At 61.6% G+C, this 21,747-nt stretch carries 23 protein-coding genes, 1 tRNA gene and 1 pseudogene; 11 read left to right on the top strand and 14 right to left on the bottom strand.

Annotated features, from left to right (window positions below; translation table 11 throughout):
• Positions 1 to 636 precede the first annotated feature (636 nt).
• From HX851_RS23800 to HX851_RS23760, 9 genes and pseudogenes are all read right to left on the bottom strand, one after another.
• On the bottom strand, positions 637 to 1,113 hold the full coding sequence (locus tag HX851_RS23800; protein WP_177066031.1) for a Rha family transcriptional regulator: 477 nt from the start codon (positions 1,111 to 1,113) through the stop codon (positions 637 to 639).
• Complete coding sequence (locus HX851_RS23795) at positions 1,110 to 1,415, bottom strand: helix-turn-helix domain-containing protein (protein WP_177066030.1); 306 nt, start codon at positions 1,413 to 1,415, stop codon at positions 1,110 to 1,112. The genes HX851_RS23800 and HX851_RS23795 overlap by 4 nt, the downstream gene beginning before the upstream one ends.
• Positions 1,416 to 1,667: an AlpA family phage regulatory protein gene (locus HX851_RS23790; RefSeq protein ID WP_177066029.1), complete on the bottom strand. Its 252-nt coding sequence runs from the start codon at positions 1,665 to 1,667 to the stop codon at positions 1,416 to 1,418.
• 168 nt (positions 1,668 to 1,835) lie between these two features.
• Entirely contained in the window at positions 1,836 to 2,840 is a 1,005-nt protein-coding gene (locus HX851_RS23785) for a hypothetical protein (RefSeq protein ID WP_177066028.1), read from the bottom strand.
• A gap of 122 nt (positions 2,841 to 2,962) precedes the next feature.
• Positions 2,963 to 3,663: pseudogene (locus HX851_RS23780) on the bottom strand (integrase arm-type DNA-binding domain-containing protein).
• Between the two features lie 196 nt (positions 3,664 to 3,859).
• Positions 3,860 to 3,935: transfer RNA gene (locus HX851_RS23775), tRNA-Phe, on the bottom strand.
• A gap of 103 nt (positions 3,936 to 4,038) precedes the next feature.
• Positions 4,039 to 4,311, bottom strand: coding sequence for an oxidative damage protection protein (locus HX851_RS23770; RefSeq protein WP_177066027.1), 273 nt, complete (start codon positions 4,309 to 4,311; stop codon positions 4,039 to 4,041).
• Positions 4,308 to 5,375: an A/G-specific adenine glycosylase gene (gene mutY / locus HX851_RS23765; protein WP_177066026.1), complete on the bottom strand. Its 1,068-nt coding sequence runs from the start codon at positions 5,373 to 5,375 to the stop codon at positions 4,308 to 4,310. The genes HX851_RS23770 and mutY overlap by 4 nt, the downstream gene beginning before the upstream one ends.
• Positions 5,372 to 7,594 (bottom strand): AsmA family protein, encoded by a 2,223-nt coding sequence (locus tag HX851_RS23760; protein WP_177066025.1) that lies wholly within the window; start codon positions 7,592 to 7,594, stop codon positions 5,372 to 5,374. The genes mutY and HX851_RS23760 overlap by 4 nt, the downstream gene beginning before the upstream one ends.
• A 361-nt stretch (positions 7,595 to 7,955) precedes the next feature.
• Here HX851_RS23760 and HX851_RS23755 point away from each other — a divergent pair, with 361 nt between their 5' ends.
• From HX851_RS23755 to HX851_RS23725, 7 genes are all read left to right on the top strand, one after another.
• Positions 7,956 to 9,617, top strand: coding sequence for an OFA family MFS transporter (locus HX851_RS23755; RefSeq protein ID WP_177058141.1), 1,662 nt, complete (start codon positions 7,956 to 7,958; stop codon positions 9,615 to 9,617).
• Positions 9,618 to 9,752: 135 nt separating this feature from the next.
• On the top strand, positions 9,753 to 10,346 hold the full coding sequence (gene hisB / locus HX851_RS23750) for an imidazoleglycerol-phosphate dehydratase HisB (RefSeq protein WP_016772125.1): 594 nt from the start codon (positions 9,753 to 9,755) through the stop codon (positions 10,344 to 10,346).
• Positions 10,346 to 10,984 (top strand): imidazole glycerol phosphate synthase subunit HisH, encoded by a 639-nt coding sequence (gene hisH / locus HX851_RS23745; protein WP_177058140.1) that lies wholly within the window; start codon positions 10,346 to 10,348, stop codon positions 10,982 to 10,984. Before hisB ends, hisH begins: the two co-directional genes overlap by 1 nt.
• Positions 10,984 to 11,244: a DUF2164 domain-containing protein gene (locus tag HX851_RS23740; protein WP_177066024.1), complete on the top strand. Its 261-nt coding sequence runs from the start codon at positions 10,984 to 10,986 to the stop codon at positions 11,242 to 11,244. The genes hisH and HX851_RS23740 overlap by 1 nt, the downstream gene beginning before the upstream one ends.
• A gap of 41 nt (positions 11,245 to 11,285) precedes the next feature.
• A complete protein-coding gene (hisA, locus tag HX851_RS23735) occupies positions 11,286 to 12,023 on the top strand; it encodes a 1-(5-phosphoribosyl)-5-[(5-phosphoribosylamino)methylideneamino]imidazole-4-carboxamide isomerase (RefSeq protein ID WP_177058138.1) in 738 nt (245 codons plus the stop codon).
• A 9-nt stretch (positions 12,024 to 12,032) separates the two neighbouring features.
• Complete coding sequence (hisF, locus tag HX851_RS23730) at positions 12,033 to 12,803, top strand: imidazole glycerol phosphate synthase subunit HisF (RefSeq protein WP_177058137.1); 771 nt, start codon at positions 12,033 to 12,035, stop codon at positions 12,801 to 12,803.
• Positions 12,804 to 12,876: 73 nt separating this feature from the next.
• Complete coding sequence (locus tag HX851_RS23725; RefSeq protein WP_177058136.1) at positions 12,877 to 13,632, top strand: substrate-binding periplasmic protein; 756 nt, start codon at positions 12,877 to 12,879, stop codon at positions 13,630 to 13,632.
• A gap of 17 nt (positions 13,633 to 13,649) precedes the next feature.
• On the opposite strand, the gene HX851_RS23720 is transcribed toward HX851_RS23725, so the two are convergent.
• The 4 genes from HX851_RS23720 to gpmI form a co-directional block, all read right to left on the bottom strand.
• The gene (locus tag HX851_RS23720; protein ID WP_177058135.1) at positions 13,650 to 14,429 is read right to left on the bottom strand and encodes a divergent polysaccharide deacetylase family protein; all 780 of its coding nucleotides are present in this window, start codon (positions 14,427 to 14,429) and stop codon (positions 13,650 to 13,652) included.
• A 1-nt stretch (position 14,430) separates the two neighbouring features.
• Positions 14,431 to 15,753 (bottom strand): S41 family peptidase, encoded by a 1,323-nt coding sequence (locus HX851_RS23715; protein WP_177058134.1) that lies wholly within the window; start codon positions 15,751 to 15,753, stop codon positions 14,431 to 14,433.
• Between the two features lie 31 nt (positions 15,754 to 15,784).
• Positions 15,785 to 17,080, bottom strand: a complete 1,296-nt coding sequence (locus HX851_RS23710) for a murein hydrolase activator EnvC family protein (RefSeq protein WP_177066023.1) — start codon at positions 17,078 to 17,080, stop codon at positions 15,785 to 15,787.
• 139 nt (positions 17,081 to 17,219) lie between these two features.
• Complete coding sequence (gene gpmI, locus HX851_RS23705) at positions 17,220 to 18,755, bottom strand: 2,3-bisphosphoglycerate-independent phosphoglycerate mutase (RefSeq protein WP_177058132.1); 1,536 nt, start codon at positions 18,753 to 18,755, stop codon at positions 17,220 to 17,222.
• Positions 18,756 to 18,903: 148 nt separating this feature from the next.
• Here gpmI and HX851_RS23700 point away from each other — a divergent pair, with 148 nt between their 5' ends.
• The 3 genes from HX851_RS23700 to secB are packed head-to-tail and all read left to right on the top strand — an operon-like array spanning position 18,904 to position 20,097.
• On the top strand, positions 18,904 to 19,317 hold the full coding sequence (locus HX851_RS23700; RefSeq protein ID WP_177058131.1) for a rhodanese-like domain-containing protein: 414 nt from the start codon (positions 18,904 to 18,906) through the stop codon (positions 19,315 to 19,317).
• Between the two features lies 1 nt (position 19,318).
• Positions 19,319 to 19,573, top strand: a complete 255-nt coding sequence (gene grxC / locus HX851_RS23695) for a glutaredoxin 3 (RefSeq protein ID WP_177058130.1) — start codon at positions 19,319 to 19,321, stop codon at positions 19,571 to 19,573.
• 41 nt (positions 19,574 to 19,614) lie between these two features.
• Positions 19,615 to 20,097 (top strand): protein-export chaperone SecB, encoded by a 483-nt coding sequence (gene secB, locus HX851_RS23690; RefSeq protein WP_177058129.1) that lies wholly within the window; start codon positions 19,615 to 19,617, stop codon positions 20,095 to 20,097.
• A 138-nt stretch (positions 20,098 to 20,235) separates the two neighbouring features.
• Here the strand turns inward: secB and HX851_RS23685 are convergent, their stop codons facing one another.
• Positions 20,236 to 20,691 (bottom strand): tRNA (cytidine(34)-2'-O)-methyltransferase, encoded by a 456-nt coding sequence (locus tag HX851_RS23685; RefSeq protein WP_177058128.1) that lies wholly within the window; start codon positions 20,689 to 20,691, stop codon positions 20,236 to 20,238.
• On the opposite strand from HX851_RS23685, the gene HX851_RS23680 reads away from it, so the two are divergent.
• Positions 20,690 to 21,130, top strand: a complete 441-nt coding sequence (locus tag HX851_RS23680; RefSeq protein ID WP_177058127.1) for a hypothetical protein — start codon at positions 20,690 to 20,692, stop codon at positions 21,128 to 21,130. The genes HX851_RS23685 and HX851_RS23680 overlap by 2 nt on opposite strands.
• Positions 21,131 to 21,747 lie beyond the last annotated feature (617 nt).

Raw genomic sequence — 21,747 nt, 5'->3', positions numbered from 1 at the left:
GGTTTGGTAGGGGCAAGTCCAGGCGCCGTATAGCTCTAACACCTGCTTTGGCCTGCTCTCAGGCGCTTCTTGCGAGCCGTAGATTGATCGAGCAGTTATCTAGACAGACGGCTATTTAATTCTTGACGAGGCTGGTGTTGGCCAAGCTACGCGAATGCCCGTAAAGCTTTGTCCTGCGTGGCTCTCAGCGTTCCCAATGCCGATGGCGACAGATAAATCCGCCAAGACCTGTCTAAAATTTCGTCAAGGCTAGTCAAGGATTATGGCGGCGTTTGCCTGGGACGGCCGTGGGCCAGTTGTGCCGCAACCGACTTTTCGCGCCGCCTACCTGTTTCTGGACGAGGTAGCTATCCGGTCCTCTACCCGATCTGCCGCCAGCCGGCGCTGGCTTTGGCTCCTGGGCCGACTTGGATGATCCGCGACCTCAACATCTGTCCAGGGCCTGTCCAGAATCCGTCAGGGGGCTGTCAGGGGTCTGAGGTGGCAAAGCCCTGTTCTTTGACGACGCCCAGGCGGGATAAGGCTCAGACGGCCGTCCGGCGTGGGTTTCGTCTTATGCCTGTCTCACATTCCGATGAGTACGATTGCATGTAACAAAACTTATCGACCATTTATCGCTGATCATGAGCGTAGCTGTCATGGGCGGAAGTCCTCCAAACCGAGGGGCAACTTCAGTTGTTCCCTCAGATGGGCGACGCGCGCGTACACACCCGGTTTGTCATAACGCCAGTGAGCCAGCCGGCGACCACTGTTGCTGGCTTCCTTCTTGCGGGCCTCCAATGTGTGGCAGGCGTGCCCATACCGTGCTTCGCGGAACGCCATGATTAGGCTCGCTTTCAGCTCCACAACTCCGTCGGTATTGCGGGACAGCGACAGCAGGAAGAACGCTTGATCCTCATTGAGCAGGGCGTACTTGAGGTGCTTAGTACCGCGCTGCCCTGGCGCTTTCACTGCCTCCGTTTGAAGCGCGAGCAATCCGAATTCTCTGAATTTGTCGGTGTAGCGCTCGATCAGCGCGAGGGCGTTTTTGTGCTGATTGCCCAGATGCTCGGCGAGTTGCCGGCTGTCCACGCGAGGTTCGTCGCCTACGCGGGTAAGCGGGATGATATTCATGCCGCCACCTTCGCACCTGGTTCAGCGATCAGTGTGTAAACGGCAACACCGCGGTGGATGTGCCCCCACTCATCCGTCATCGTGATGCGGTTGGTGATGATCTTGTAGTCGGCATTGCGCAAATCGCAGATACGGGCACCAGGACGGCAGATGTTCAGCTCGCGCATGATGGTGAGTGTGTCAGCAGGCCCCTTACGAAGACGCGGAACAAGCCGTACTAGTTGGGCGTGGTTACTGGTATCGTAGAGGTGAGTTTTTTCTGGGCTGGCCTTATTGGATTGGCTTTTTTTTTGATCGGCCATTTATGCAGCCTCCATTCGCAGAGCGACTAACGAGTCGCACCAGGCAATAACTTCTGCTTCGATACAGACGGCGGACTTCGGCCCCAGCATTCCTTGTTTGGGGAAGCGCCCAGCGGCAATACTGCGATAGATGTCGGACGTGGAGAAAGTGGTCAGAGCCTTGACCTCGCTCAGTTTGATGAAGCGCCGAGGCTGTTCAACTGCGGGGTGAGACTGTTCGGATATGCGAATAGGGCGGGCTTGAGTTGCCATTGTCTGCGCCTCCTGGGGCGTTGTTGGTAATCGACGATGGCAATGCTGGCGCTTAAAGCAGAGGCCAAACAGATAACAGGTGGGATTTAACGTGTCATACGTGAATTGAATTGCGGTCAGAGAGACAGCTACAGATCAGGCAGGGTAAGGGCTGTAACCTGTCACCCGTTATTTAGATGATCTGGCGATGGCGCCGCCTTTTTTGCGCGCTGTCCCGGTGAGTGCGGTGACGAACAATCTCACCTTCACGGCTGGAAGGGTAACTCCGCGGGCCTTAAACCACTTGTTAACGGTTGCGCCCCAGCCAACGCTCGGTGCGGTCGTTCCGTTCTGCGTTACGTCGCACCAGCACTCAACAATCAATCGCCCATCAGGTGGTGATAGTTGATTGTCTTGGTTCATGAACTCGGCTAACCCTATGACCTGCTCGAGCTGCTCCTCCATACGGATGTTTTCGTCTTCTGCCTCGCGCCTGGCACGCCTTTCTTCGTTAAGTTCGCGGCGCTGCAACTCCAGCTCTTCTATGAGTTGCTGGTTTTGAGTTGTTTGGGTTTCGAGTTGAGCTGACAGCTCGACTACTTTTTGCTCGGCCCTTTCCCTGGCGATCTGGTGCTCGTCGAGTTGTTCGCATGCACTCTTTTCACCCTCACGGCGCAACTGTGCTTGTTGCGCTTTGAGAACTATCGAGGAGTTGCTCGGTATTAGGGAGCGGGGGGCGTGGCGAGCTGCAGCAGAGCCATTGACTGCCATCGAGACAGATGCGCTGTCGTTGGCCGGTTGAGCGAACCCAGCGGCGAGCTCCGTGCGTGCGGTTGCCTCATCAACTAGGCGCTCAATCCATTTTCGCCAGATCAGCACGTTAGCGGCAGGTACTGGGCCAGAGCTGGTGGCGATAGTGGTGGCAGGCCTTCCGTTGCTGGCTGCGATGAAGTAGTCGGCGAGCGCGCCGTGAGTGATCTGAATATTCCTGTCGGAGCGACCTTCTGAAAAGACGCTCGCATGCAGAGGTTGAATCGGCTGACCTAACGGTGCCAGCGTATGTAGGGTTGCGGCGAGTTCGAAGGCTAAGAGCCGGGGGTTCAGGTGGTGGCCTGACGCCCAGTCAGAATAAATCCCGTCGAGCTTTATTCGCCCGAAAGGTCCTATCTGATTGTCTCCATCGGCTTCCGCCATTCGAATAACTCATATGTGATCAGCTGTATGAATAAACAGCTGTGACCAATATGTTAACCGCCCAAGACTTGAAAAAGGAACCCTTGGTGCTTATCGGGAATGATTAATTAGCATTCAACGTCTCAAGCACGCTTGATACTCACCACATTGGCGCCAGTGCATTGCGAGTCAATTGAGTCGGCCCAAGCCTGCATCATTTCCCGGCGCTGCTCGACGTAGGCTGCGTGGTTGTAGGCGCCGCGTATTACGTCGCTGTTATCGTGAGCGAGTTGGCGCTCGATCCAATCCTTGTTGTACCTGTGGCCATTCAGCTCAGTACTGAGCAAGTGCCGGAACCCGTGGCCGGTCTGACGCCCTTCGTAGTGGATTAGGCGCATTCATGGGGCGCAGAGAGTTGGCGTCAGCAAAAACTAGTTCATAGCGTCCAGTGGCCTCTTGAAGCTGGCGCAGGATTGCAACAGCTTGGCGGGGCGGCGGGACGATGTGAGGGGGGGCTTTCATGCGTTCGGCTGGAATTGTCCAGGTGGCGCGCTCCAAGTCGAACTCTGCCCAAAGGGCTTGGCGAAGCTCGTCTGGACGAACGGCGGTTAGCGTCAACAGGCGGATGGCGTGTCCCATCGCGAAGCTGACGAGCTTTCAGCGGGGTGACCGCTGGGTATGCGCCGAGCGCCAGCATCTTCGCGCTGCCGTTGAAGCGGTATCGATAGCGGCAGAGCTTGGAGCCGGTCGGGGTCACTTCTAGGCACAGGCCATTGGCATCTGTAAGCCGGTACAGCTTGCCCTTTGGCTTTGCGGTACGGATGGTGGTATCTGAGAGTTGCACGCAGCCTCCTTGCATGCCGCACCAGGCGGGCGTATTGCCGTCCTAGTGTGAGTGGATTTCTAGACCGAACTGGATTTACTCACATATGTTTGGGCTTACAAGGGAACGGTTGGAAACCGTAGAAAGCAAAAAACCCGCACTAGGCGGGTTTCTTGTGTGTTTTCAGGTGTGCTTGGCATCACCTGAAAACGAAAGGTGGTGCCCAGAGACGGAATCGAACCGCCGACACGGGGATTTTCAATCCCCTGCTCTACCGACTGAGCTATCTGGGCAACGGGGCGCATTAAAAGGGTTTTTCGAGGAGTCGTCAAGCACGATTTCAAAAAAAATTTAATTATTACCGTCGCTTACGACTCCAACCGCGAAAACACAGGGTCATTCGGCCGGCGGAACGTAGCCTTCGGCCTTGGCGTATTCCTCGCCGGAAAAGAACTTGTCCATCTCGCCCTGAATGTATTTGCGGTCTTCGGCATTCATCATGTTCAGGCGCTTTTCGTTGATCAGCAGGGTCTGGTGCTTCAACCAGTCGCCCCAGGCCTGCTGGGACACGTGGTCGTAGATATCCTGGCCCTTGGCGCCCGGATACGGAGGGCGCTCCAGGCCCGGCAGTTGTTCTTTGTATTTACGGCACATTACGGTGCGGGTCATTGCAACTCTCCTGCGTTCAATACGTCGGCTGCGCGTTTGAGCAGCTTTTTCACCGGGGCGGCAAGGCCCAGGCGCGGCGGGGTGGCGAGGTTATACCAGAGCCAGTCGGCCTCGGCCACGTGATGGGCTGACTCTTCGACGCGCACCAGCCACGGCTCGATAGCCAACTGGAAGTGGCTGAAGGTGTGGGTCAGGCTCGGCAGTTCCTGCTGGCGCCCCAGTTCCAGCGAGTGTTGCAGGGCAAGATGCTGCAGGTCGTCGAGGTCATCCAGCTCCGGCAGGCTCCACAAGCCGCCCCAGAGGCCGCTGGAGGGCCTGCGGTAAAGCAGGATGGCGCCTTCGCGGTTGGCCAGCAGCGGCATCAGCGTGCGCTTCTGCGGCACGCTCTTGCGCGGCTTGGGAATCGGGTAGCGGGTCTCGATGCCATGCTTGTGCGCTTCGCAGCCGCTTTCCAGCGGGCACAGCAGGCAACTGGGCTTGCTGCGGGTGCAGAGCGTCGCCCCCAGGTCCATCATCGCCTGGGTGTAGTTGTTCACCCGGGCGTGGGGCGTGAAGCGCTCGGCGTTGGCCCAGAGTTGTTTGGCCACCTTCGGCTCGCCGGGGTAGCCTTCCTGGGCCGTATAACGCGCCAGCACCCGCTTGACGTTGCCGTCGAGGATCGGCGCGCGCAGGCCCATGCTGATGCTGGCGATGGCACCGGCGGTGGACAGGCCGATGCCCGGCAGTTCGGTGAGCTTCTCGACATCCCGCGGGAATTCGCCGCCGTATTCGGCGACGACTATTTTCGCGGTCTTCTGCAGGTTGCGTGCGCGGGTGTAGTAGCCCAGGCCGGTCCACAGGTGCAGCACTTCGTCTTCCGGCGCGGCGGCCAGGGCCTCGACCGTCGGCAGGGAGGCCATGAACCGGTCGAAGTAGTTCAGCACCGTGCTGACCTGGGTCTGCTGCAACATGATTTCCGACACCCACACCCGGTACGGCGTGATGCCCTGTTGCCAGGGCAGGCCGTGGCGGCCGTGGCGGTCATACCAATCCAGTACCGCCGTTGAAAACTGCTCGGCTCTCATCGCTTGAACAGCCCCTTCAGCGCGTTTTTCAGTTCCGGGCTGACCTTGTCGCCGAGTTTCTCGTCGATCTTGTCGCTCAGCTTGTTGCCGGCCATGCGCGCAGCCACCTGGCCGAGGCCGTCCTTGTCGATGCGACAGGCCTTGGCCCCCAGCTCCAGTGGACCACGGCAACGCAGCGGCCACTCGATCCCGGCGAAGTTCTCGCCGACCTGGCAGGCCGGGTCCGGCATGTCGCTCTTGTCGCCTTCGACAACGATGCCGAGGCGGTAGTCCATGCCCAGCACGCGCAGGTCGATATCGCCATTGCCGTTGGCGGTGAGGCCGGGAATGCGCACCTTCATGTCCGGGTTGCTGGCGACGCCGTTGCGTATCGTCAGGCTGCCCTTGAGCTCCTGGAACGGCGTGTCCTTGCCGCGTGGCTCGCTGCTCAGGGTCTTGCGGTTGAGCAGGGCGATACCGGTGCAGAGCTGCTGTTCCAGGTTGGCATTGAGCAGCACGCCGTCATTGAGGACAAAACTGGCGGTGCCGCTGAGGCTGTCGATCAGGGCCTTTTCGCTGTTGCCGGTGCCGCTCAGGTCGCTGCTGAGGGTCAGCGCGCCCTTGACCGGTGGTTTCTGTCCCTGGGCCTGCAATACGCGCTCGACCGGCACCTTGTTCAGCCGGGTCTGCAGGTTCAGGCGTGGCTGGTCGTTGCGCACATCGAGGCTGCCCTTGGTGTCGAAGCTGCCGTTGTAGAGATCGCCGCGCAGACTGGCGAGGGTCAGCAGGCCGCCCTGGCCGGTAGCCTTGAGGGCGGCGTTGTCGATCGGCAGCTTTTTCAGGATCAACTGGTCGAAGTTCAGGTCGGCGTCCACGTCCAGGCTGCGCAGGCGTTCGATCGGCAGCAGTCTGTCGGTGCTCCAGGCGCCCTTGGTGGGGGCGTCGGGCAGCGGCGTGGTGCCGGCTACCGCGTTGGCTTCGCTGCTCATGACTTCGGCCTGGCGGACTTTCGCGGCGCTGTCGGCATCCGCCGACTTGGGCGGCAGGTAGCGGTCGGCGTCGAACTTGTCGGCCTTGAGCTGGACGCGCAGGGATTGCTTGGCGAAGTCCTCGACGGCGATGCGTCCGCTGATGCTGCTGTCGTCGAGCTTCAGGTTGATGTTGTCCAGCGCCAGGCTGGTCGGCGTGCCGCTCAGGCGGGTCACCAGCTCGACCTTGCTCAGGCTGCCATCCGCCACTGGTGGCAACGGCTGGCCGACGCTGTCGAGGAACTTCATCAGGTCGAACTGGGCAATCGACAGGCCGCCATTGATCTGTGGCGTCTTGTCGAGGTCATTGGCCTTCAGCTCGCCGATGGCGCGCAACTGGTTGGCCGACAGCTTGAGGTTGGTCCATTCGGCGACATTCGCCGCCATATCCACCAGCAATTGCCCCTGGACCGAGAAGGTCAGGCTCTTGCCCTGCAACGGGTCGCCGGAGGCTTCGCCGCTCAGGCGCATGTCGGCGAGCTGGTAGCGCTTGAGGGCGCGGTCGAAACGCAATTCGCCGTTGAGTTCGGTCCTGGCCCGCAATACGGGCTGGTTGGTACCGAAGAAGGCGGTCAGCTTGACCGAGATGTCCTTGCCTTCATGAACGGGGCCGGTGCTCAGCTGGATGCTTTCCGAGGTGATCTGGCGGCCGGTCTTTTCATCGCTGAATTCGACCCGGGCGTTGTTCACGGTCAGGCTGTCGATATCCAGGCGGATCGGCTGCGAAGGCTTTTCCGCCTCGGCGCTGGCGGCGACCTCGGCGGTGCCGGCGGCCTGACCCGGTGTGCCAGCCGCTGTCGCGACCGGCAGTGGGCGACCGATGTCTTCCCAGTTGCCGTGGCCGTCCTTGTCGCGGTTGAGCATCAGGTTCAGGCCTTCGACGCGTACGTCGCTCATCTGCACTTCGCGGCGCAGCAGCGGCAGCACGCGGACCGACAGGCCGAGCATCTGCAGGTCGGCGAACGGCTTGGTCGGATTGGCCAGGGTCGCGACGCTGGCGTCATGCAGTTCCAGGCCCAGCCACGGGAACAGACTCCAGCCGATGTCGCCATTGAGCGTCAGCTCAATGTGGGCCTTGTCGCGGGCCATCTGGCGAATCTCGTTTTTGTAGTCGTTGGGATCGAACCAGTGGGTGAGGGCGAAGCCCAGTGCCACGATGATCAGCAACAACCCGAGAAGTACCAGACCCAGGATTTTGCCGAACGCTTTCATGGGCGAGTCCTTGTAGTCAGTCGAAGATAAAGTCAGCCCGCAAGTATAACGCCGCGGGACAGATGACAGAGCATCGATAGTACCTGCGACATATCCAGAGGCAAATGAAGCTTGGCTGCCGGCCCCCGGTGATCAGGTTGCCGTTGCCCGGGACGGGTTCAATGCAGTTGGATTACAAAAGACGATATCAGTTTGGTTTTTCTGTCACGGGCAAATGGTAATCTCCCGATGTTCGTCAGCCCCTCTGTGACGTATTGTCGCGTTTCTGAGCTTTACTCAACAAAACGACCATGCCTGTGTGCACCAAAAGGTCGGAGTGAAGTGTTGCTGTCGAACCATTATTCCAATGGGGGAAACACCAATGAGCACTAGCACCACGGCTGGCAGCCTTGCCACCGAGCCAGCGTTCCTGTCAAAAGAACGCATCATCGCCAAGCCAGGCTTCAATCGCTGGCTGGTCCCACCGGCCGCCCTGGCCATCCACCTCTGCATCGGCATGGCCTACGGCTTCTCGGTGTTCTGGTTGCCTCTGTCCAAGGCCCTGGGCATTACCGCACCGGTCGCTTGCGCGCCGGACATGAGCTTCATCGCACAGGTCTTCTCGTCGCAATGTGACTGGCCGATCTCGATGCTCGGCTGGATCTACACCCTGTTCTTCATCTTCCTCGGCTGCTCGGCAGCGATCTGGGGCGGCTGGCTGGAACACGCCGGGCCGCGCAAGGCCGGTGTGGTGTCAGCACTGTGCTGGTGCGGTGGCCTGCTGATTTCGGCGCTGGGGGTCTATACCCACCAGATCTGGCTGATGTGGATCGGCTCCGGCGTGATCGGTGGTATCGGGCTGGGCCTGGGCTATATCTCGCCGGTGTCGACCCTGATCAAGTGGTTCCCGGACAAGCGCGGCATGGCGACCGGCATGGCGATCATGGGCTTCGGTGGTGGTGCGATGGTGGGTGCCCCGCTGGCGGCGGCACTGATGGGCCATTTCGCTTCGCCGACCAGTGTCGGCGTATGGCAGAGCTTCGTGGTGATGGCGGTGATCTACTTCGTCTTCATGATCGGCGGCGCGCTGTCGTACCGCGTACCGCCGACCGGCTGGAAGCCTGAAGGCTGGACCGCGCCGGTGAAGAAGGCGAGCAATGCGATGATCACCCATCGTCACGTGCATGTGAACGTGGCCTGGAAGACCCCGCAATTCCGCCTGGTGTGGCTGGTGCTGTGCCTGAACGTTTCCGCCGGTATCGGCATCCTCGGCATGGCTTCGCCGCTGCTGCAGGAAGTCTTCGCCGGTAAATTGCTCGGCAACGGCCTGACCTTCGGCCAGCTGGACGCCGGGCAACTGGGCCAGATCGCGGCCATCGCGGCCGGTTTCACCGGTCTGCTGAGCCTGTTCAACATCGGTGGCCGCTTCTTCTGGGCCTCGTTCTCGGACTATATCGGCCGCAAGGCGACCTACTTCGTGTTCTTCGCCCTGGGCTTCGCGCTCTATGCGTCGGTGCCGAGCCTCGGTCACCTGGGCAGCATCGCCCTGTTCGTGGCGGCGTTCTGCGTGATCCTGTCGATGTACGGTGGCGGCTTCGCCACGGTCCCGGCCTACCTGGCGGACCTGTTCGGTACCCAGATGGTCGGTGCGATCCACGGTCGCCTGTTGACCGCCTGGGCCGCGGCCGGCGTGCTGGGTCCGGTGCTGGTGAACTACCTGCGTGAGTATCAGTTGAGCATCGGCGTGGAACGCGCCGCGGCCTACGACATCACCCTGTACATCCTCGCCGGCCTGCTGGTGCTGGGTTTCATCTGCAACCTGCTGGTCCGTCCGGTGGCCGACAAGTACTTCATGACCGACGCCGAACTGGCCGCCGAACAGGCGCTGGGCCATGACAAGGGCGCCGACAGCAGCACCGTGCTGGAGTGGAAAGCCTCCCCTGGCAGCAAGCCGATGGCGATCGCTGCCTGGCTGGTGGTGGGCATTCCGCTGGCCTGGGGTGTCTGGGTCACGCTGCAAAAGACCGCCGTGCTGTTCCACTAAGCGGTTGTCCTGACAGGTACATCCCTGGCGGTGCTGGTTTCAGCCCGTCAGGGAGTTCACCTTGCGTGTTTCTGTTTGCCGTCCGCGCCCCTATAATGGCTGCCTTTTTCGCCCAATGATTTTGCGGAGCTGGTGATGGCCGAACGTAAGGCGTCCGTCGAGCGCGACACTCTGGAAACCCAGATCAAAGCCTCGATCAACCTGGATGGCACCGGAAAGGCCCGATTTGATATCGGAGTCCCTTTTCTTGAACACATGCTCGACCAGATCGCCCGTCACGGGCTGATCGACCTGGATATCGAGTGCAAGGGCGACCTGCATATCGACGACCACCACACCGTGGAAGACGTCGGTATCACCCTGGGTCAGGCCTTCGCCAAAGCCATCGGCGACAAAAAAGGCATCCGTCGCTACGGTCACGCCTATGTGCCGCTGGATGAAGCGCTGTCGCGCGTGGTCATCGACTTCTCCGGCCGTCCCGGCCTGCAGATGCACGTGCCCTACACCCGCGCCACCGTCGGTGGTTTCGATGTCGACCTGTTCCAGGAGTTCTTCCAGGGCTTCGTCAACCACGCGTTGGTCAGCGTGCACATCGACAACCTGCGTGGCACCAACACCCACCACCAGATCGAAACCGTGTTCAAGGCCTTCGGTCGCGCCCTGCGCATGGCCGTCGAGCTGGATGAGCGCATGGCCGGGCAGATGCCATCGACCAAGGGCGTCCTGTAATGCAGACGGTCGCGGTTATCGATTACGGCATGGGCAACCTGCACTCGGTGGCGAAAGCCCTGGAGCACGTCGGTGCCGGCAAGGTGCTGATCACCAGCGATGCCGCGGTGATTCGCGAGGCGGACCGGGTGGTGTTCCCCGGCGTCGGCGCGATTCGCGACTGCATGGCGGAGATTCGTCGCCTGGGCTTCGACGCGCTGGTGCGTGAAGTCAGCCAGGATCGTCCGTTCCTCGGTATCTGCGTGGGCATGCAGGCCTTGCTCGACCGCAGCGAGGAGAACGACGGCGTCGACTGCATCGGCCTGTTCCCCGGCCAGGTGAAGTTCTTCGGCAAGGACCTGCACGAAGAGGGCGAGCACCTGAAAGTCCCGCACATGGGTTGGAACGAAGTGAAACAGGCGGTGGATCACCCGCTGTGGCACAACATCCCGGACCTGGCGCGTTTCTACTTCGTGCACAGCTACTACATCAGCGCCGGCAACCCGCGGCAGGTGGTGGGCAACGGTCACTACGGCGTCGATTTCGCCGCGGCGCTGGCCGAGGGCTCGCGCTTCGCCGTGCAGTTCCACCCGGAGAAGAGCCATACCCATGGCCTGCAACTGCTGCAGAACTTCGCCGCCTGGGACGGGCGCTGGTAATGGCTGTCAAGAAGACCAAGCCGCCGATCCTGACCCTCACTCCTGAACAGGAGAGCGAGGCCAATCACAAGATCAAGCGCTTCATGGAAGATCGCTTCGAACTGGACCTGGGTTCGTTCGAAGCGGCTGAAATCCTCGACCTGTTTACCCGCGAAATTGCTCCGCACTATTACAACAGGGCGATTTTCGATGTGCAGACGCACCTTAAGGAAAGGTTCGAGAGCATCGAAAGCGACCTGTGGGCGCTCGAGAAAAACTGATTTCCGAGTGAAGCTGAAAAAACGACTTTAAGGTTTGCCAGATGCTGATTATTCCCGCTATCGATCTCAAAGACGGTGCCTGTGTACGTCTGCGCCAGGGCCGCATGGAAGATTCCACGGTGTTCTCCGATGACCCGGTGAGCATGGCTGCCAAGTGGGTAGAGGGCGGCTGCCGCCGTCTGCATCTGGTCGACCTCAACGGTGCCTTCGAAGGCCAGCCGGTCAACGGCGAGGTGGTTACCGCCATCGCCAGGCGCTACCCGCACCTGCCGATCCAGATCGGCGGCGGCATCCGCTCGCTGGAAACCATCGAGCACTACGTGAAAGCCGGCGTCAGCTACGTGATCATCGGCACCAAGGCGGTGAAAGACCCTGCGTTCGTAGCTGAAGCCTGTCGCGCGTTCCCGGGCAAGGTCATCGTCGGCCTGGACGCCAAGGATGGTTTTGTCGCCACCGACGGCTGGGCCGAGATCAGCACCGTGCAGGTGATCGACCTGGCCAGGCAATTCGAAGCCGACGGCGTCTCTGCCATCGTCTACACCGATATCGCCAAAGACGGCATGATGCAAGGCTGCAACGTGCCCTTCACCGCTGCCCTGGCCGCGGCGACGAAGATTCCGGTGATCGCTTCCGGCGGCATCCACAACCTGGGTGATATCAAGACCCTGCTGGACGCCAAGGCGCCGGGCATCATCGGTGCGATTACCGGCCGGGCGATCTACGAAGGCACTCTCGACGTCGCCGAGGCACAAGCCTTCTGCGACTCGTACAAAGGCTGAGGACTGACCATGGCGCTGGCCAAACGCATCATCCCTTGCCTGGACGTCGACAACGGTCGCGTGGTCAAGGGCGTCAAGTTCGAGAACATCCGCGATGCCGGCGACCCGGTGGAAATCGCCCGTCGTTACGATGAGCAGGGTGCCGACGAGATCACCTTTCTCGATATCACCGCCAGCGTCGATGGCCGTGACACCACGCTGCATACCGTCGAGCGCATGGCCAGCCAGGTCTTCATCCCGCTGACCGTGGGCGGTGGCGTACGCACCGTGCAGGATATCCGCAACCTGCTCAATGCCGGTGCCGACAAGGTTTCGATCAACACCGCGGCGGTGTTCAATCCCGAGTTCGTCGGTGAGGCGGCGCAGCATTTCGGTTCGCAGTGCATCGTGGTTGCCATCGATGCGAAGAAGGTCTCGCTGCCGGGCGAAACCCCGCGCTGGGAGATCTTCACCCACGGTGGCCGCAAGCCTACCGGGCTGGATGCGGTGGAGTGGGCTTCGAGGATGGAAGGCCTGGGTGCCGGCGAGATCCTGCTGACCAGCATGGACCAGGACGGCATGAAGAACGGCTTCGACCTCGGCGTCACCCGCGCCATCAGCGATGCCCTGGGCATTCCGGTGATCGCCTCCGGCGGCGTCGGCAACCTCCAGCACCTGGCCGACGGGATTGTCGAGGGTCATGCCAGCGCCGTGCTCGCGGCGAGCATCTTCCACTTCGGTGAATACACCGTGCCGGAAGCCAAGGCCTACATGGCCGCGCGCGGTATCGTGGTGCGCTGAGCACTACAGACCGCTGGACAGCATGGCGGCCCCAAGTCACTCTTGAGATCGCCATGGATTCCGGTTGCCCACTATGTCTAAACGCTTTTTCCTCGCGCTCTTTTGCCTGATCGGGCTGTTCTCGGGCGCGGCAGGTGCAACGGACACCGCCGATGGCGGGATTGTCCTGCTGACGGAAAACTTCCCGCCCTACAACATGGCGAAAAACGGCAAGAACTTCGCCCAGGACGAGAATATCGAAGGCATCGCCGCCGATATCGTGCGCGAGACCTTCAAGCGTGCCGGCATCCCCTACAGCCTGACCCTGCGCTTCCCCTGGGAGCGGATCTACAAGCTCGCCCTGGAAAAGCCCGGCTATGGCGTGTTCGTCATGGCGCGCCTGCCCGAGCGCGAGGACTTGTTCAAGTGGGTCGGCCCTATCGGCCCGGACGATTGGGTGATGCTGGCCAGGGGTGACAGCAAGATCGCCCTGTCGGGCATCGAGCAGGCTCATGCCTACAAGATCGGTGCCTACAAGGGCGACGCCATCGCCGAGTACCTGGAACAGCATGGCTTCAACCCGGTGATCGCCCTGCGCGACCAGGATAACGCCGGGAAGCTGGTCGACGGCCAGATCGACCTGTGGGCCTCGGGTGATCCCGCCGGACGCTACCTGGCCCGGCAAGTGGGTGTTTCCGGGCTCAAGACGGTGCTGCGCTTCAACAGCGCGTCGCTCTACCTGGCCCTCAACAAGGACGTGCCCGACGCCGTTGTCGCCCGTCTGCAGGCCGCCCTCGACCAATTGCGTAGTGAAGGCGCTGTGGATCTGATCTTCGCTCGCTATCTGTAGGAGCGTTCAGCAGGGGATCAGTGGTACACGCCCTGCTTGCCGTGGGCTTGTGTCGCCTGGTTGCCGCGCAGGGCGATCATCGACTTGATATCGATCCAGTCGACTCCCTGTTCCTTGAGCCTGGGCAGCTCGCGCTCCAGCACCGCCAGGGTCTGCGGGTACGGGTGGCCGATGACCACGACTGTGCCTTGCTTGCGTGCCAGTCTGATCGCGGTTTCCAGCTGGGCGGTGATGGCCGGCTCGGTGCGCTCGTTGTCGAGGAACACATCCCGCGACACGCTCGCCAGGCCGATCTTCTGCGCTTCGGAGGCGGCGACGGTGCGGGCACTGGTGCGGCTGTCGACGAAGAACTTGTTGCGCCGTTGCAGTTCAGCCATCAGCCAGGCCATGGCCACTGGTTCGGCGGTCATGCGGCTGCCTTCGTGGTTGTTCACGCCGCTGGTATAGGGCACGGCCTTGAAGGCCGCCGCCAGGCGCTTCTGCAATTCGTCCAGGGGCAGTTCGGGATGCCAGGCGAAGGGCCCGGTGGCCGGGTCCATGGGCATGTGCAGCATGACGATCTTGCCGGCCTTGTGCGCCTCGCGGGCAAACTCGGCGGCGTGCGGGGTGTCGGGCATGATCGAAGGGGTGGCCGGGCCGGGCAGGGCGAGCACGCGACGGTCCCGGGGCAGGTTCTGTCCCAGGTCGTCGATGATCAGCGTGAGGTAGGCCTTCGGTGGTGTCGGTGCATCGACCGGCGTTGCGTGGGCAACGCCGATCAGGCAGCCGAACAGGACGAGCAGCGACCAGCGCGGCATATCAGTTGCCGCGTGTGACGCTCAGGCCCTTGAGCAAGCTGAGGGCCTGCCCCAACTGGTAGTCGTCGTCCTGCAGGCGTGCCTTGCCCTTGACCGGCTTGACGCTCGGCTTGTCGGCGCCGCCGTTGCCATTGCCCAGGTGGCCCTGCAGATCGGCTTCCTTGAAGGTTTCGTCATCCTGGGCACCGGTGACCTTGGCCTGGCGCACTTCGATGTCCGGAACGATGCCCTGGGCCTGGATCGAGCGGCCGTTCGGCGTGAAGTACAGCGCCGTGGTGATCTTCAGCGCGCGGTCATTGCTCAGTGGCAATACGGTCTGTACCGAGCCTTTGCCGAAGCTGGTGGTGCCCATCAGCACGGCACGTTTCTGGTCCTGCAGGGCGCCGGCGACGATTTCCGAGGCCGAGGCGCTGCCGCCGTTGATCAGTGTCACCATCGGTACGCCGTCGCTTTCGTCGTGGCCGGTGGCCGAGAAGCGCAGTTCGGAGTTGGCGATGCGGCCCTTGGTGTAGACGATCAGGCCCTTGGTGATGAAGTGGTCGACCACTTCCACCGCCGCCTGCAGCACGCCGCCCGGGTTGTTGCGCAGGTCGAGGACGATGCCGTTGAGCTTCTTGCCGTTTTCCTTGCGCAGCGCGGCCAGGGCCTTGGAGACCTCTTCGCCGGTCTTGACCTGGAACTGGGTGATGCGGATATAGCCGTAGCCGTTTTCCAGCAACTGGCTGCGCACGCTCTTGGTGCGGATGATTGCCCGTGTCAGGGTGACATCGAACGGCGCGCCGCCGTTGCGGACCAGGGTCAGGGTGATCTTCTGACCGACCTTGCCGCGCATCTTGTCGACGGCTTCGGTCATGGTCTGGCCGCGGGTCGGCTGGCCGTTGATCTTGACGATCAGGTCGCCGGCCTCGATGCCGGCCTTGGAGGCCGGCGTATCGTCGATCGGCGAGACGACCTTGACGATACCTTCTTCACCGGCACCGACTTCGATGCCCAGGCCGCCGAATTCGCCGCTGGTGTCTTCCTGCAACTGGGCGAAATCCTCCGGCCCCAGGTAGGCGGAATGCGGGTCGAGGTTGCTGAGCATGCCCTTGATGGCATTCTCCAGCAGGGTCTTGTCGTCCACGGGTTCGACATAGGCGGCTTTGATCCGGTCCATGACCTCGGCGAAGGTGCGCAGCTCGTCGAGCGGCAGCGGGGCCTTGGCGGTGACGGCAGGAGCGGCCGCCGGTGCGGGCTGGGCAGGTTGCGCAGCGAACGCGTGGGGCGCGCCGATCACAAGGGCGATCGTCAGGGCCAGCGAGGTGAGGCGGGACAAATGCAGCATGTCGAACGAACTCCTAAATAAGGTACGGCGCCTATCCTTGCGCGCGACACCATTGTGCTGGATCACTCGGGTGACCCTGCTGACGTATAGCGAAATACAACGCGGGTGCGTCCTGACCGCCACTGTTGCCTACAGTAGAGATCGACTCACCGGCTTTTACCACATCGCCCGCTGATTTAAGCAGCGTCTGGTTGTGGCCGTACAAACTCAGGTAACCGTTGCCATGATCGAGGATCACCAGCAGGCCGGCGCCGCGCAACCAGTCGGCGAACACCACGCGACCGCCGTGCACGGCGTGCACCTGGCTGCCGGCGGCGGCGCTGATCATCACGCCGTCCCACTTGGTCCGGGCGTCATCACCACGGGTTTCTCCGAAGCGCGCAAGCAATCGACCATCAACTGGCCATGGAAGTTTGCCGCGCGCTGAAGCAAAAGGGCCGCCGAAGGATTCTCCTGCGCTGGAAACCAGGGGGCCGGGCGCCGATCGGGGCGGTTTGCGCGGGCTGTCGTCACCCTTGCTGGCCAGTGCCTCGGCCTCACGCTGGCGCTTTTTTTCCGCTTCCTGCTGGGCGAGCAGCGCTTTCTGGCGCGCCTCTTCCGCCTCGCGGGCCTGGCGTGCCAGGGTTTCTTCGATGGTTTTCAGGACTTTTGACAGATCGGCCTGGTCCTGTTCGCGGCTGGCGAGCTTCTGGTCGCGGGCCTTCACGTCGTCGTTGAGCTTGGCGAGGGCGGCCTGGCGCTCCTTGCGCACCTTGTCCAGCTCGTCGCGCTGGCTGTCGAGGCTGCTTTTCTGCACCAGCAACTGGGCCTGCTGCAGGTTGATGTCGTTTTCGACGTTGGCCAGCTGGCGCAGGGTTTCGTTGAAATTCTTCAACTGCTCCAGGCGGGCCTGGCTCAGGTAGTCGTAATAGGTGAGGGTGCGGGCGAATTTTTCCGGGTTCTGCTGGTTGAGCAGCAGTTTGAGGTATTCCTGGCGACCGCTCTGGTACGCGGCGCGGGCCTGGATGGCGATCAGTCGTTGCTGTTCAGTGCGCGCGCTCTGGAGTTTTTTTTTCTCGCCATCGAGCCGCTGCAGTTCGCTCTCGCTCTTTTTCAGCTCTTTCTGCAGGGTTTCGACCTGCTTCTCCAGCTTGCCCATCTCGGTTTCGGTGCCGCGCAGGTTTTTCTGCACGCCGGACTTTTCTTCCTGCAGCTTGCCCAGCAGCTTCTTCAGTTCGGCAATGTCCTGACGCGTAGCGTCCAACTGTTGTTGGGTTTGCGCGCGCTCGTCGGCAAAGGCCGGTTGGAGCAGGCAGATCAGAGCTAGGGCGATAAGGGCGCGAAGCATGGGGCGGGCGACACCTGGGAACGGGACGGCCTAGTATGCCCGCCACGCGCTGCAAAAAAAACGTCCAAAAGCGGTTGCTTTCAGGCGTTTCCGATAAAGAGGTAGGCCGACAACCCGCTGTCGGCCTGATTTTTGGCTTTTAGCGGTCCGTCAGGATCGATGTGCCGGTCATCTCTTGCGGCTGCTTCAGGCCCAGAAGCTTGAGCATGGTCGGTGCGACGTCGGCCAGGACCCCGCCTTCGCGGACCTTCAGCGCGCGCTTGCCGACGTAGATGAACGGTACCGGCTCGGTGGTGTGGGCGGTATGGGCCTGGCCGGTGGATTCGTCTTCCATCTGCTCGACGTTGCCGTGGTCGGCGGTGATCAGCGCTTCGCCGCCGACCTTGTCCAGGGCCTCGACGATACGTCCTACACACAAATCCAGACATTCGACGGCCTTGACGGCTGCATCGAACACGCCGCTGTGGCCGACCATGTCGCCGTTGGCGTAGTTGACCACGATCACGTCATAGCGCTGGTGCTCGATGGCGTCGACGATCCTGTCCGTGACTTCCGGGGCACTCATCTCCGGTTGCAGGTCGTAGGTGGCGACTTTTGGCGACGGGATCAGGATGCGTTCTTCGCCCGGGAAAGGTTCTTCCCGACCGCCGGAGAAGAAAAAGGTCACGTGGGCGTACTTTTCGGTCTCGGCGATCCGCAGCTGGGTCTTGCCGTTTTTCGCCAGGTAGTCGCCCAGCACGTTTTCCAGGCTGCCCGGGGCAAAGGCCGAAGGCGCGGGAATGCTGGCCGCGTACTGGGTCAGCATGATGAAACCGGCAAGTTTCGGCTGGCGGGCGCGTTCGAAGTCCTTGAAGCCGTCTTCGACGAATACACGGGTCAGTTCGCGGGCGCGGTCGGCGCGGAAGTTCATGAACACCACGGCATCGCCGTCCTCGACCCGGACGTTCTCGCCGATGCTGGTGGCCTTGACGAATTCATCGCTTTCGCCGCGCTCGTAGGCGGCTTGCAGGCCGTCCTGGGCGGTGGCGGCCTGATACTCGGCCTGGCCGTCGACGATCAGGTTATAGGCCTGGGCCACGCGGTCCCAGCGGTTGTCACGGTCCATGGCGAAATAGCGCCCCACCAGGCTGGCGATACGGCCCTTGCCCAGGGTACGGAAGGTTTCGTCCAGCAGTTCGATGGACGACTGCGCGCTTTTCGGCGGGGTGTCGCGGCCGTCGAGGAAGGCGTGCAGGTAGATCTTCTGTGCGCCGCGCTTGAAGGCCAGCTCGGCCATGGCCACCAGGTGGTCCTGGTGGCTGTGCACGCCGCCGTCGGACAGCAGGCCGAGAATATGCACGGCCTTGTCGGCGGCCACGGCCTTGTCCACGGCGGCGCAGATGGTCGGGTTGTCGAAGAACTCGCCATCGCGGATGGCCTTGGTCACGCGGGTGAAGTCCTGGTACACCACCCGGCCGGCGCCGAGGTTCATGTGGCCGACTTCCGAGTTGCCCATCTGCCCGTCCGGCAGGCCGACATCCATGCCGGAGCCCGAGATCAGGCCGTTGGGCATGGTCGCGGTGAGGCGATCGAGGACCGGCTTTCTGGCCGAATAAACGGCATTGTAGTCATGGCTCTCACTGTGACCGAAGCCATCCAGGATGATCAGGACCAAAGGTTTAGGCGTGGTAGTCATGGATGGCTCTCGCGGGTGAATTGAAAGGACATGGAAAAAAGAGTCGCAGTTTAAAGCCAAGTTCAAACGCAGTCACCGCCGGGCGGGGTTTGGCCCACCTTGGCGGCTGTGTATACTGGCCGACATTTTAACGCCCTGGAACCTCCTGATGGTTGCTCACCTGATTGAATTTGCCTCTAGCCACTATTTGTTAGTCGGTGCCTTCGTGGTGCTGCTGGCATTGCTGATCGCTCATGAAATGAGCCGTGGGGGCGCGAGCCTCAGCACGGGCCAGCTGACCGCGCTGGTCAACAAAGACCAGGGCGTGGTCATCGACCTGCGTCCGAGCAAGGATTTTGCTGCCGGTCACATCGTCGGCGCACTGAACATTCCCCAGGACAAGCTGATGGCTCGCGTCGGCGAACTGGAAAAGCACAAGGCCAAGACCCTGATTCTGGTCGACGCCCAGGGCCAGCATTCCGGGACTCACGCCCGCGAACTGCTCAAGTCCGGCTTCATCGCGGCCAAGCTGTCCGGCGGTATTTCCAGCTGGAAAGCCGACAATCTGCCATTGGTGAAGTGATATGACCCAGGTTGTCGTCTACTCCAGCGATTATTGCCCTTACTGCTCGCGCGCCAAGCACCTGCTGGCGAGCAAGCAGGTTGCCTTCGAAGAGATCAAGGTCGATGGCAAGCCGCAAGTGCGTGCCGAAATGGCTCACAAGGCCGGGCGTACGTCCGTGCCGCAGATCTGGATCGGCAGCAAGCACATCGGTGGTTGCGACGACCTGTTCGCTCTCGAGCGCGCCGGTAAACTGGACGCACTGCTCAACGTCTGACTCTGAAACCCTAAAGACCTGAAGATCAAGAAGGATCTGCGATGACTGACCAACAGAACACTGCTGCCAGCGACGACGAAAGCCAACCGCAATTCTCGCTGCAGCGCATCTATGTGCGTGACCTGTCCTTCGAAGCTCCGAAAAGCCCGGCGATCTTCCGCCAGCAATGGGAGCCAAGCGTCGGCCTGGACCTGAACACCCGCCAGAAAGCCCTGGAAGGCGACTTCCACGAAGTGGTGCTGACCCTGTCGGTTACCGTCAAGAACGCTGAAGAAGTTGCCTTTATCGCCGAAGTTCAGCAGGCAGGTATCTTCCTGATCAAGAACCTCGACGCGGCCTCCATGAGCCACACCCTGGGCGCGTTCTGCCCGAACATCCTGTTCCCGTACGCCCGCGAGACCCTGGACAGCCTGGTGACCCGTGGCTCGTTCCCGGCGCTGATGCTGGCCCCGGTGAACTTCGATGCCCTGTACGCGCAAGAGCTGCAGCGCCTGCAGGAAGAAGGTTCGCAGACCGTTCAATAAGCGGACTGCCTACGCCATACCCTGTAGGAGCCGGCTTGCCGGCGATGAGGCCGGTCAGTCTTGTATCGCCTGATCGGTCGCTATCGCCGGCAAGCCGGCTCCTACAGAAAAAAGCGCCGTCACCGGCGCTTTTTTTATTCAGGCGAAACCCAGCTGGCGCCAGCCTTCATAGACGGCCACCGCCACTGTATTCGACAGGTTCAAGCTACGGCAGCCTTCGCGCATCGGCAGGCGCAGGCGTTGCTCGCCGGGCAGCGCATCGAGCACCTCGGCAGGCAATCCGCGGCTTTCCGGGCCGAAGAGAAAGGCATCGCCTTCGGCGAACCGGGCATCGTGGAATAGCCGCGAGCCTTTGGTGGTGAAGGCGAACAGCCTTGGATGTCCCAGGCTTTCCAGGCAACTGGTCAGGTCCGGGTGGGTCTTGAGCGTGGCGTACTCGTGATAGTCGAGGCCGGCACGGCGCAGGCGCTTGTCGTCCATTTCGAAACCGATGGGCTCGATCAAATGCAGGTGGCAGCCGCTGTTGGCGCACAGCCTGATAATGTTGCCGGTATTCGGCGGAATTTCTGGTTGAAAAAGGATGACGTGAAACATGCACGGCTCCGAAGATGAAGATGGGCAGCATTCTACCCCTGAAGAGGACCCACGACCGAAGCTATTGCCGCGTGTGCTGGGATCCCTGGCGATTGTCGGCATGATGGTGGGGTTGATGATCGGTCGCCTGACCGCGCCCGAGCCGCTGCTGTTGCAGCAGGTCGAGGCGGCGCCCGATACGCTGGTGTTGTGGTTCAGTGCCGAGCCCAAGGTCCACGGCGAGCTGGTCGATGGCACCGTGGCGCTGTTGTTCGATGCCGAGGGCAAGGCGCAGAACGGTCGCCTGACGGTCGCCGGCAAGGACGCCAACTGGCGGGTGCGCTTGAGTGACAAGGGGGTGTTGGTGACGCTGCTGGCCGCGCGGCCCCTGCATGGCGAATGGGCCGGTGCGCAGGTCGATGGGCGCTGGAGATTGGTAGTCAATCTCCGTGAGGAATAAAAGAGGGAATCTCCGGCCTGCCTGTACCAAAGCTCCCAAAACGGTTTCGGACTCGTCGCTGTGAGCGGTATGAGTCGCGGATGTAAAGAAGGGGATTCCCGGCCTGCCTGTACCAAGGTCCCCAAAACGGTTTGGGATTCGTCGCTGTGAGCGGTATGAATCCCAGGTGTTAAAGAGGGAATCCCCGGCCTGCCTGTACCAAGGTCCCCAAAACGGTTTGGAACTCGTCGCTGTGAGCGGTATGAGTCCCGGGTATAAAGAAGGGGATTCCCCGGCCTGCCTGTACCAAGGTCCCCAAAACTGGGTTGTACAAGGGATATTGCAGGGGGCGTGCCAGTTTCTGCAAAACGCCAATGATTGCCTCGATAATCTTCAATATATGGCTGAAAGCCCCGGAATCCGGGACCTTTTCCGTGGCGCAGGAAAAAGTGGGTGACGCTTGTCCTCTCCCAATTTCTGCTCGATAGCGGTTCAAGGCGCATTGCCGTGGTGCACGCCATCCCCGTGTAGGAGCCGGCTTGCCAGCGATGAGGCCCTCGAACCCTGCATCGCCCGAACGGACGCCATCGCCGGCAAGCCGGCTCCCACAAATTTGCGCCTCACCGCAAAATATCGTT

Origin of the sequence: Pseudomonas gingeri (assembly GCF_013385635.1) — a bacterium.
Lineage (GTDB): Bacteria > Pseudomonadota > Gammaproteobacteria > Pseudomonadales > Pseudomonadaceae > Aquipseudomonas > Aquipseudomonas gingeri_A.
This window is presented reverse-complemented; position numbering and strand designations above follow the sequence as displayed.

Excerpts from the sequence above, each read along its gene's own strand:
- HX851_RS23800 (WP_177066031.1), bottom strand. The coding sequence starts at position 1,113 with ATGAATATCATCCCGCTTACCCGCGTAGGCGACGAACCTCGCGTGGAC.
- HX851_RS23795 (WP_177066030.1), bottom strand. The coding sequence starts at position 1,415 with ATGGCCGATCAAAAAAAAAGCCAATCCAATAAGGCCAGCCCAGAAAAA.
- HX851_RS23790 (WP_177066029.1), bottom strand. The coding sequence starts at position 1,667 with ATGGCAACTCAAGCCCGCCCTATTCGCATATCCGAACAGTCTCACCCC.
- HX851_RS23785 (WP_177066028.1), bottom strand. The coding sequence starts at position 2,840 with ATGGCGGAAGCCGATGGAGACAATCAGATAGGACCTTTCGGGCGAATA.
- HX851_RS23770 (WP_177066027.1), bottom strand. The coding sequence starts at position 4,311 with ATGACCCGCACCGTAATGTGCCGTAAATACAAAGAACAACTGCCGGGC.
- mutY (WP_177066026.1), bottom strand. The coding sequence starts at position 5,375 with ATGAGAGCCGAGCAGTTTTCAACGGCGGTACTGGATTGGTATGACCGC.
- HX851_RS23760 (WP_177066025.1), bottom strand. The coding sequence starts at position 7,594 with ATGAAAGCGTTCGGCAAAATCCTGGGTCTGGTACTTCTCGGGTTGTTG.
- HX851_RS23755 (WP_177058141.1), top strand. The coding sequence starts at position 7,956 with ATGAGCACTAGCACCACGGCTGGCAGCCTTGCCACCGAGCCAGCGTTC.
- hisB (WP_016772125.1), top strand. The coding sequence starts at position 9,753 with ATGGCCGAACGTAAGGCGTCCGTCGAGCGCGACACTCTGGAAACCCAG.
- hisH (WP_177058140.1), top strand. The coding sequence starts at position 10,346 with ATGCAGACGGTCGCGGTTATCGATTACGGCATGGGCAACCTGCACTCG.
- HX851_RS23740 (WP_177066024.1), top strand. The coding sequence starts at position 10,984 with ATGGCTGTCAAGAAGACCAAGCCGCCGATCCTGACCCTCACTCCTGAA.
- hisA (WP_177058138.1), top strand. The coding sequence starts at position 11,286 with ATGCTGATTATTCCCGCTATCGATCTCAAAGACGGTGCCTGTGTACGT.
- hisF (WP_177058137.1), top strand. The coding sequence starts at position 12,033 with ATGGCGCTGGCCAAACGCATCATCCCTTGCCTGGACGTCGACAACGGT.
- HX851_RS23725 (WP_177058136.1), top strand. The coding sequence starts at position 12,877 with ATGTCTAAACGCTTTTTCCTCGCGCTCTTTTGCCTGATCGGGCTGTTC.
- HX851_RS23720 (WP_177058135.1), bottom strand. The coding sequence starts at position 14,429 with ATGCCGCGCTGGTCGCTGCTCGTCCTGTTCGGCTGCCTGATCGGCGTT.
- HX851_RS23715 (WP_177058134.1), bottom strand. The coding sequence starts at position 15,753 with ATGCTGCATTTGTCCCGCCTCACCTCGCTGGCCCTGACGATCGCCCTT.
- HX851_RS23710 (WP_177066023.1), bottom strand. The coding sequence starts at position 17,080 with ATGCTTCGCGCCCTTATCGCCCTAGCTCTGATCTGCCTGCTCCAACCG.
- gpmI (WP_177058132.1), bottom strand. The coding sequence starts at position 18,755 with ATGACTACCACGCCTAAACCTTTGGTCCTGATCATCCTGGATGGCTTC.
- HX851_RS23700 (WP_177058131.1), top strand. The coding sequence starts at position 18,904 with ATGGTTGCTCACCTGATTGAATTTGCCTCTAGCCACTATTTGTTAGTC.
- grxC (WP_177058130.1), top strand. The coding sequence starts at position 19,319 with ATGACCCAGGTTGTCGTCTACTCCAGCGATTATTGCCCTTACTGCTCG.
- secB (WP_177058129.1), top strand. The coding sequence starts at position 19,615 with ATGACTGACCAACAGAACACTGCTGCCAGCGACGACGAAAGCCAACCG.
- HX851_RS23680 (WP_177058127.1), top strand. The coding sequence starts at position 20,690 with ATGCACGGCTCCGAAGATGAAGATGGGCAGCATTCTACCCCTGAAGAG.
- HX851_RS23685 (WP_177058128.1), bottom strand. The coding sequence starts at position 20,691 with ATGTTTCACGTCATCCTTTTTCAACCAGAAATTCCGCCGAATACCGGC.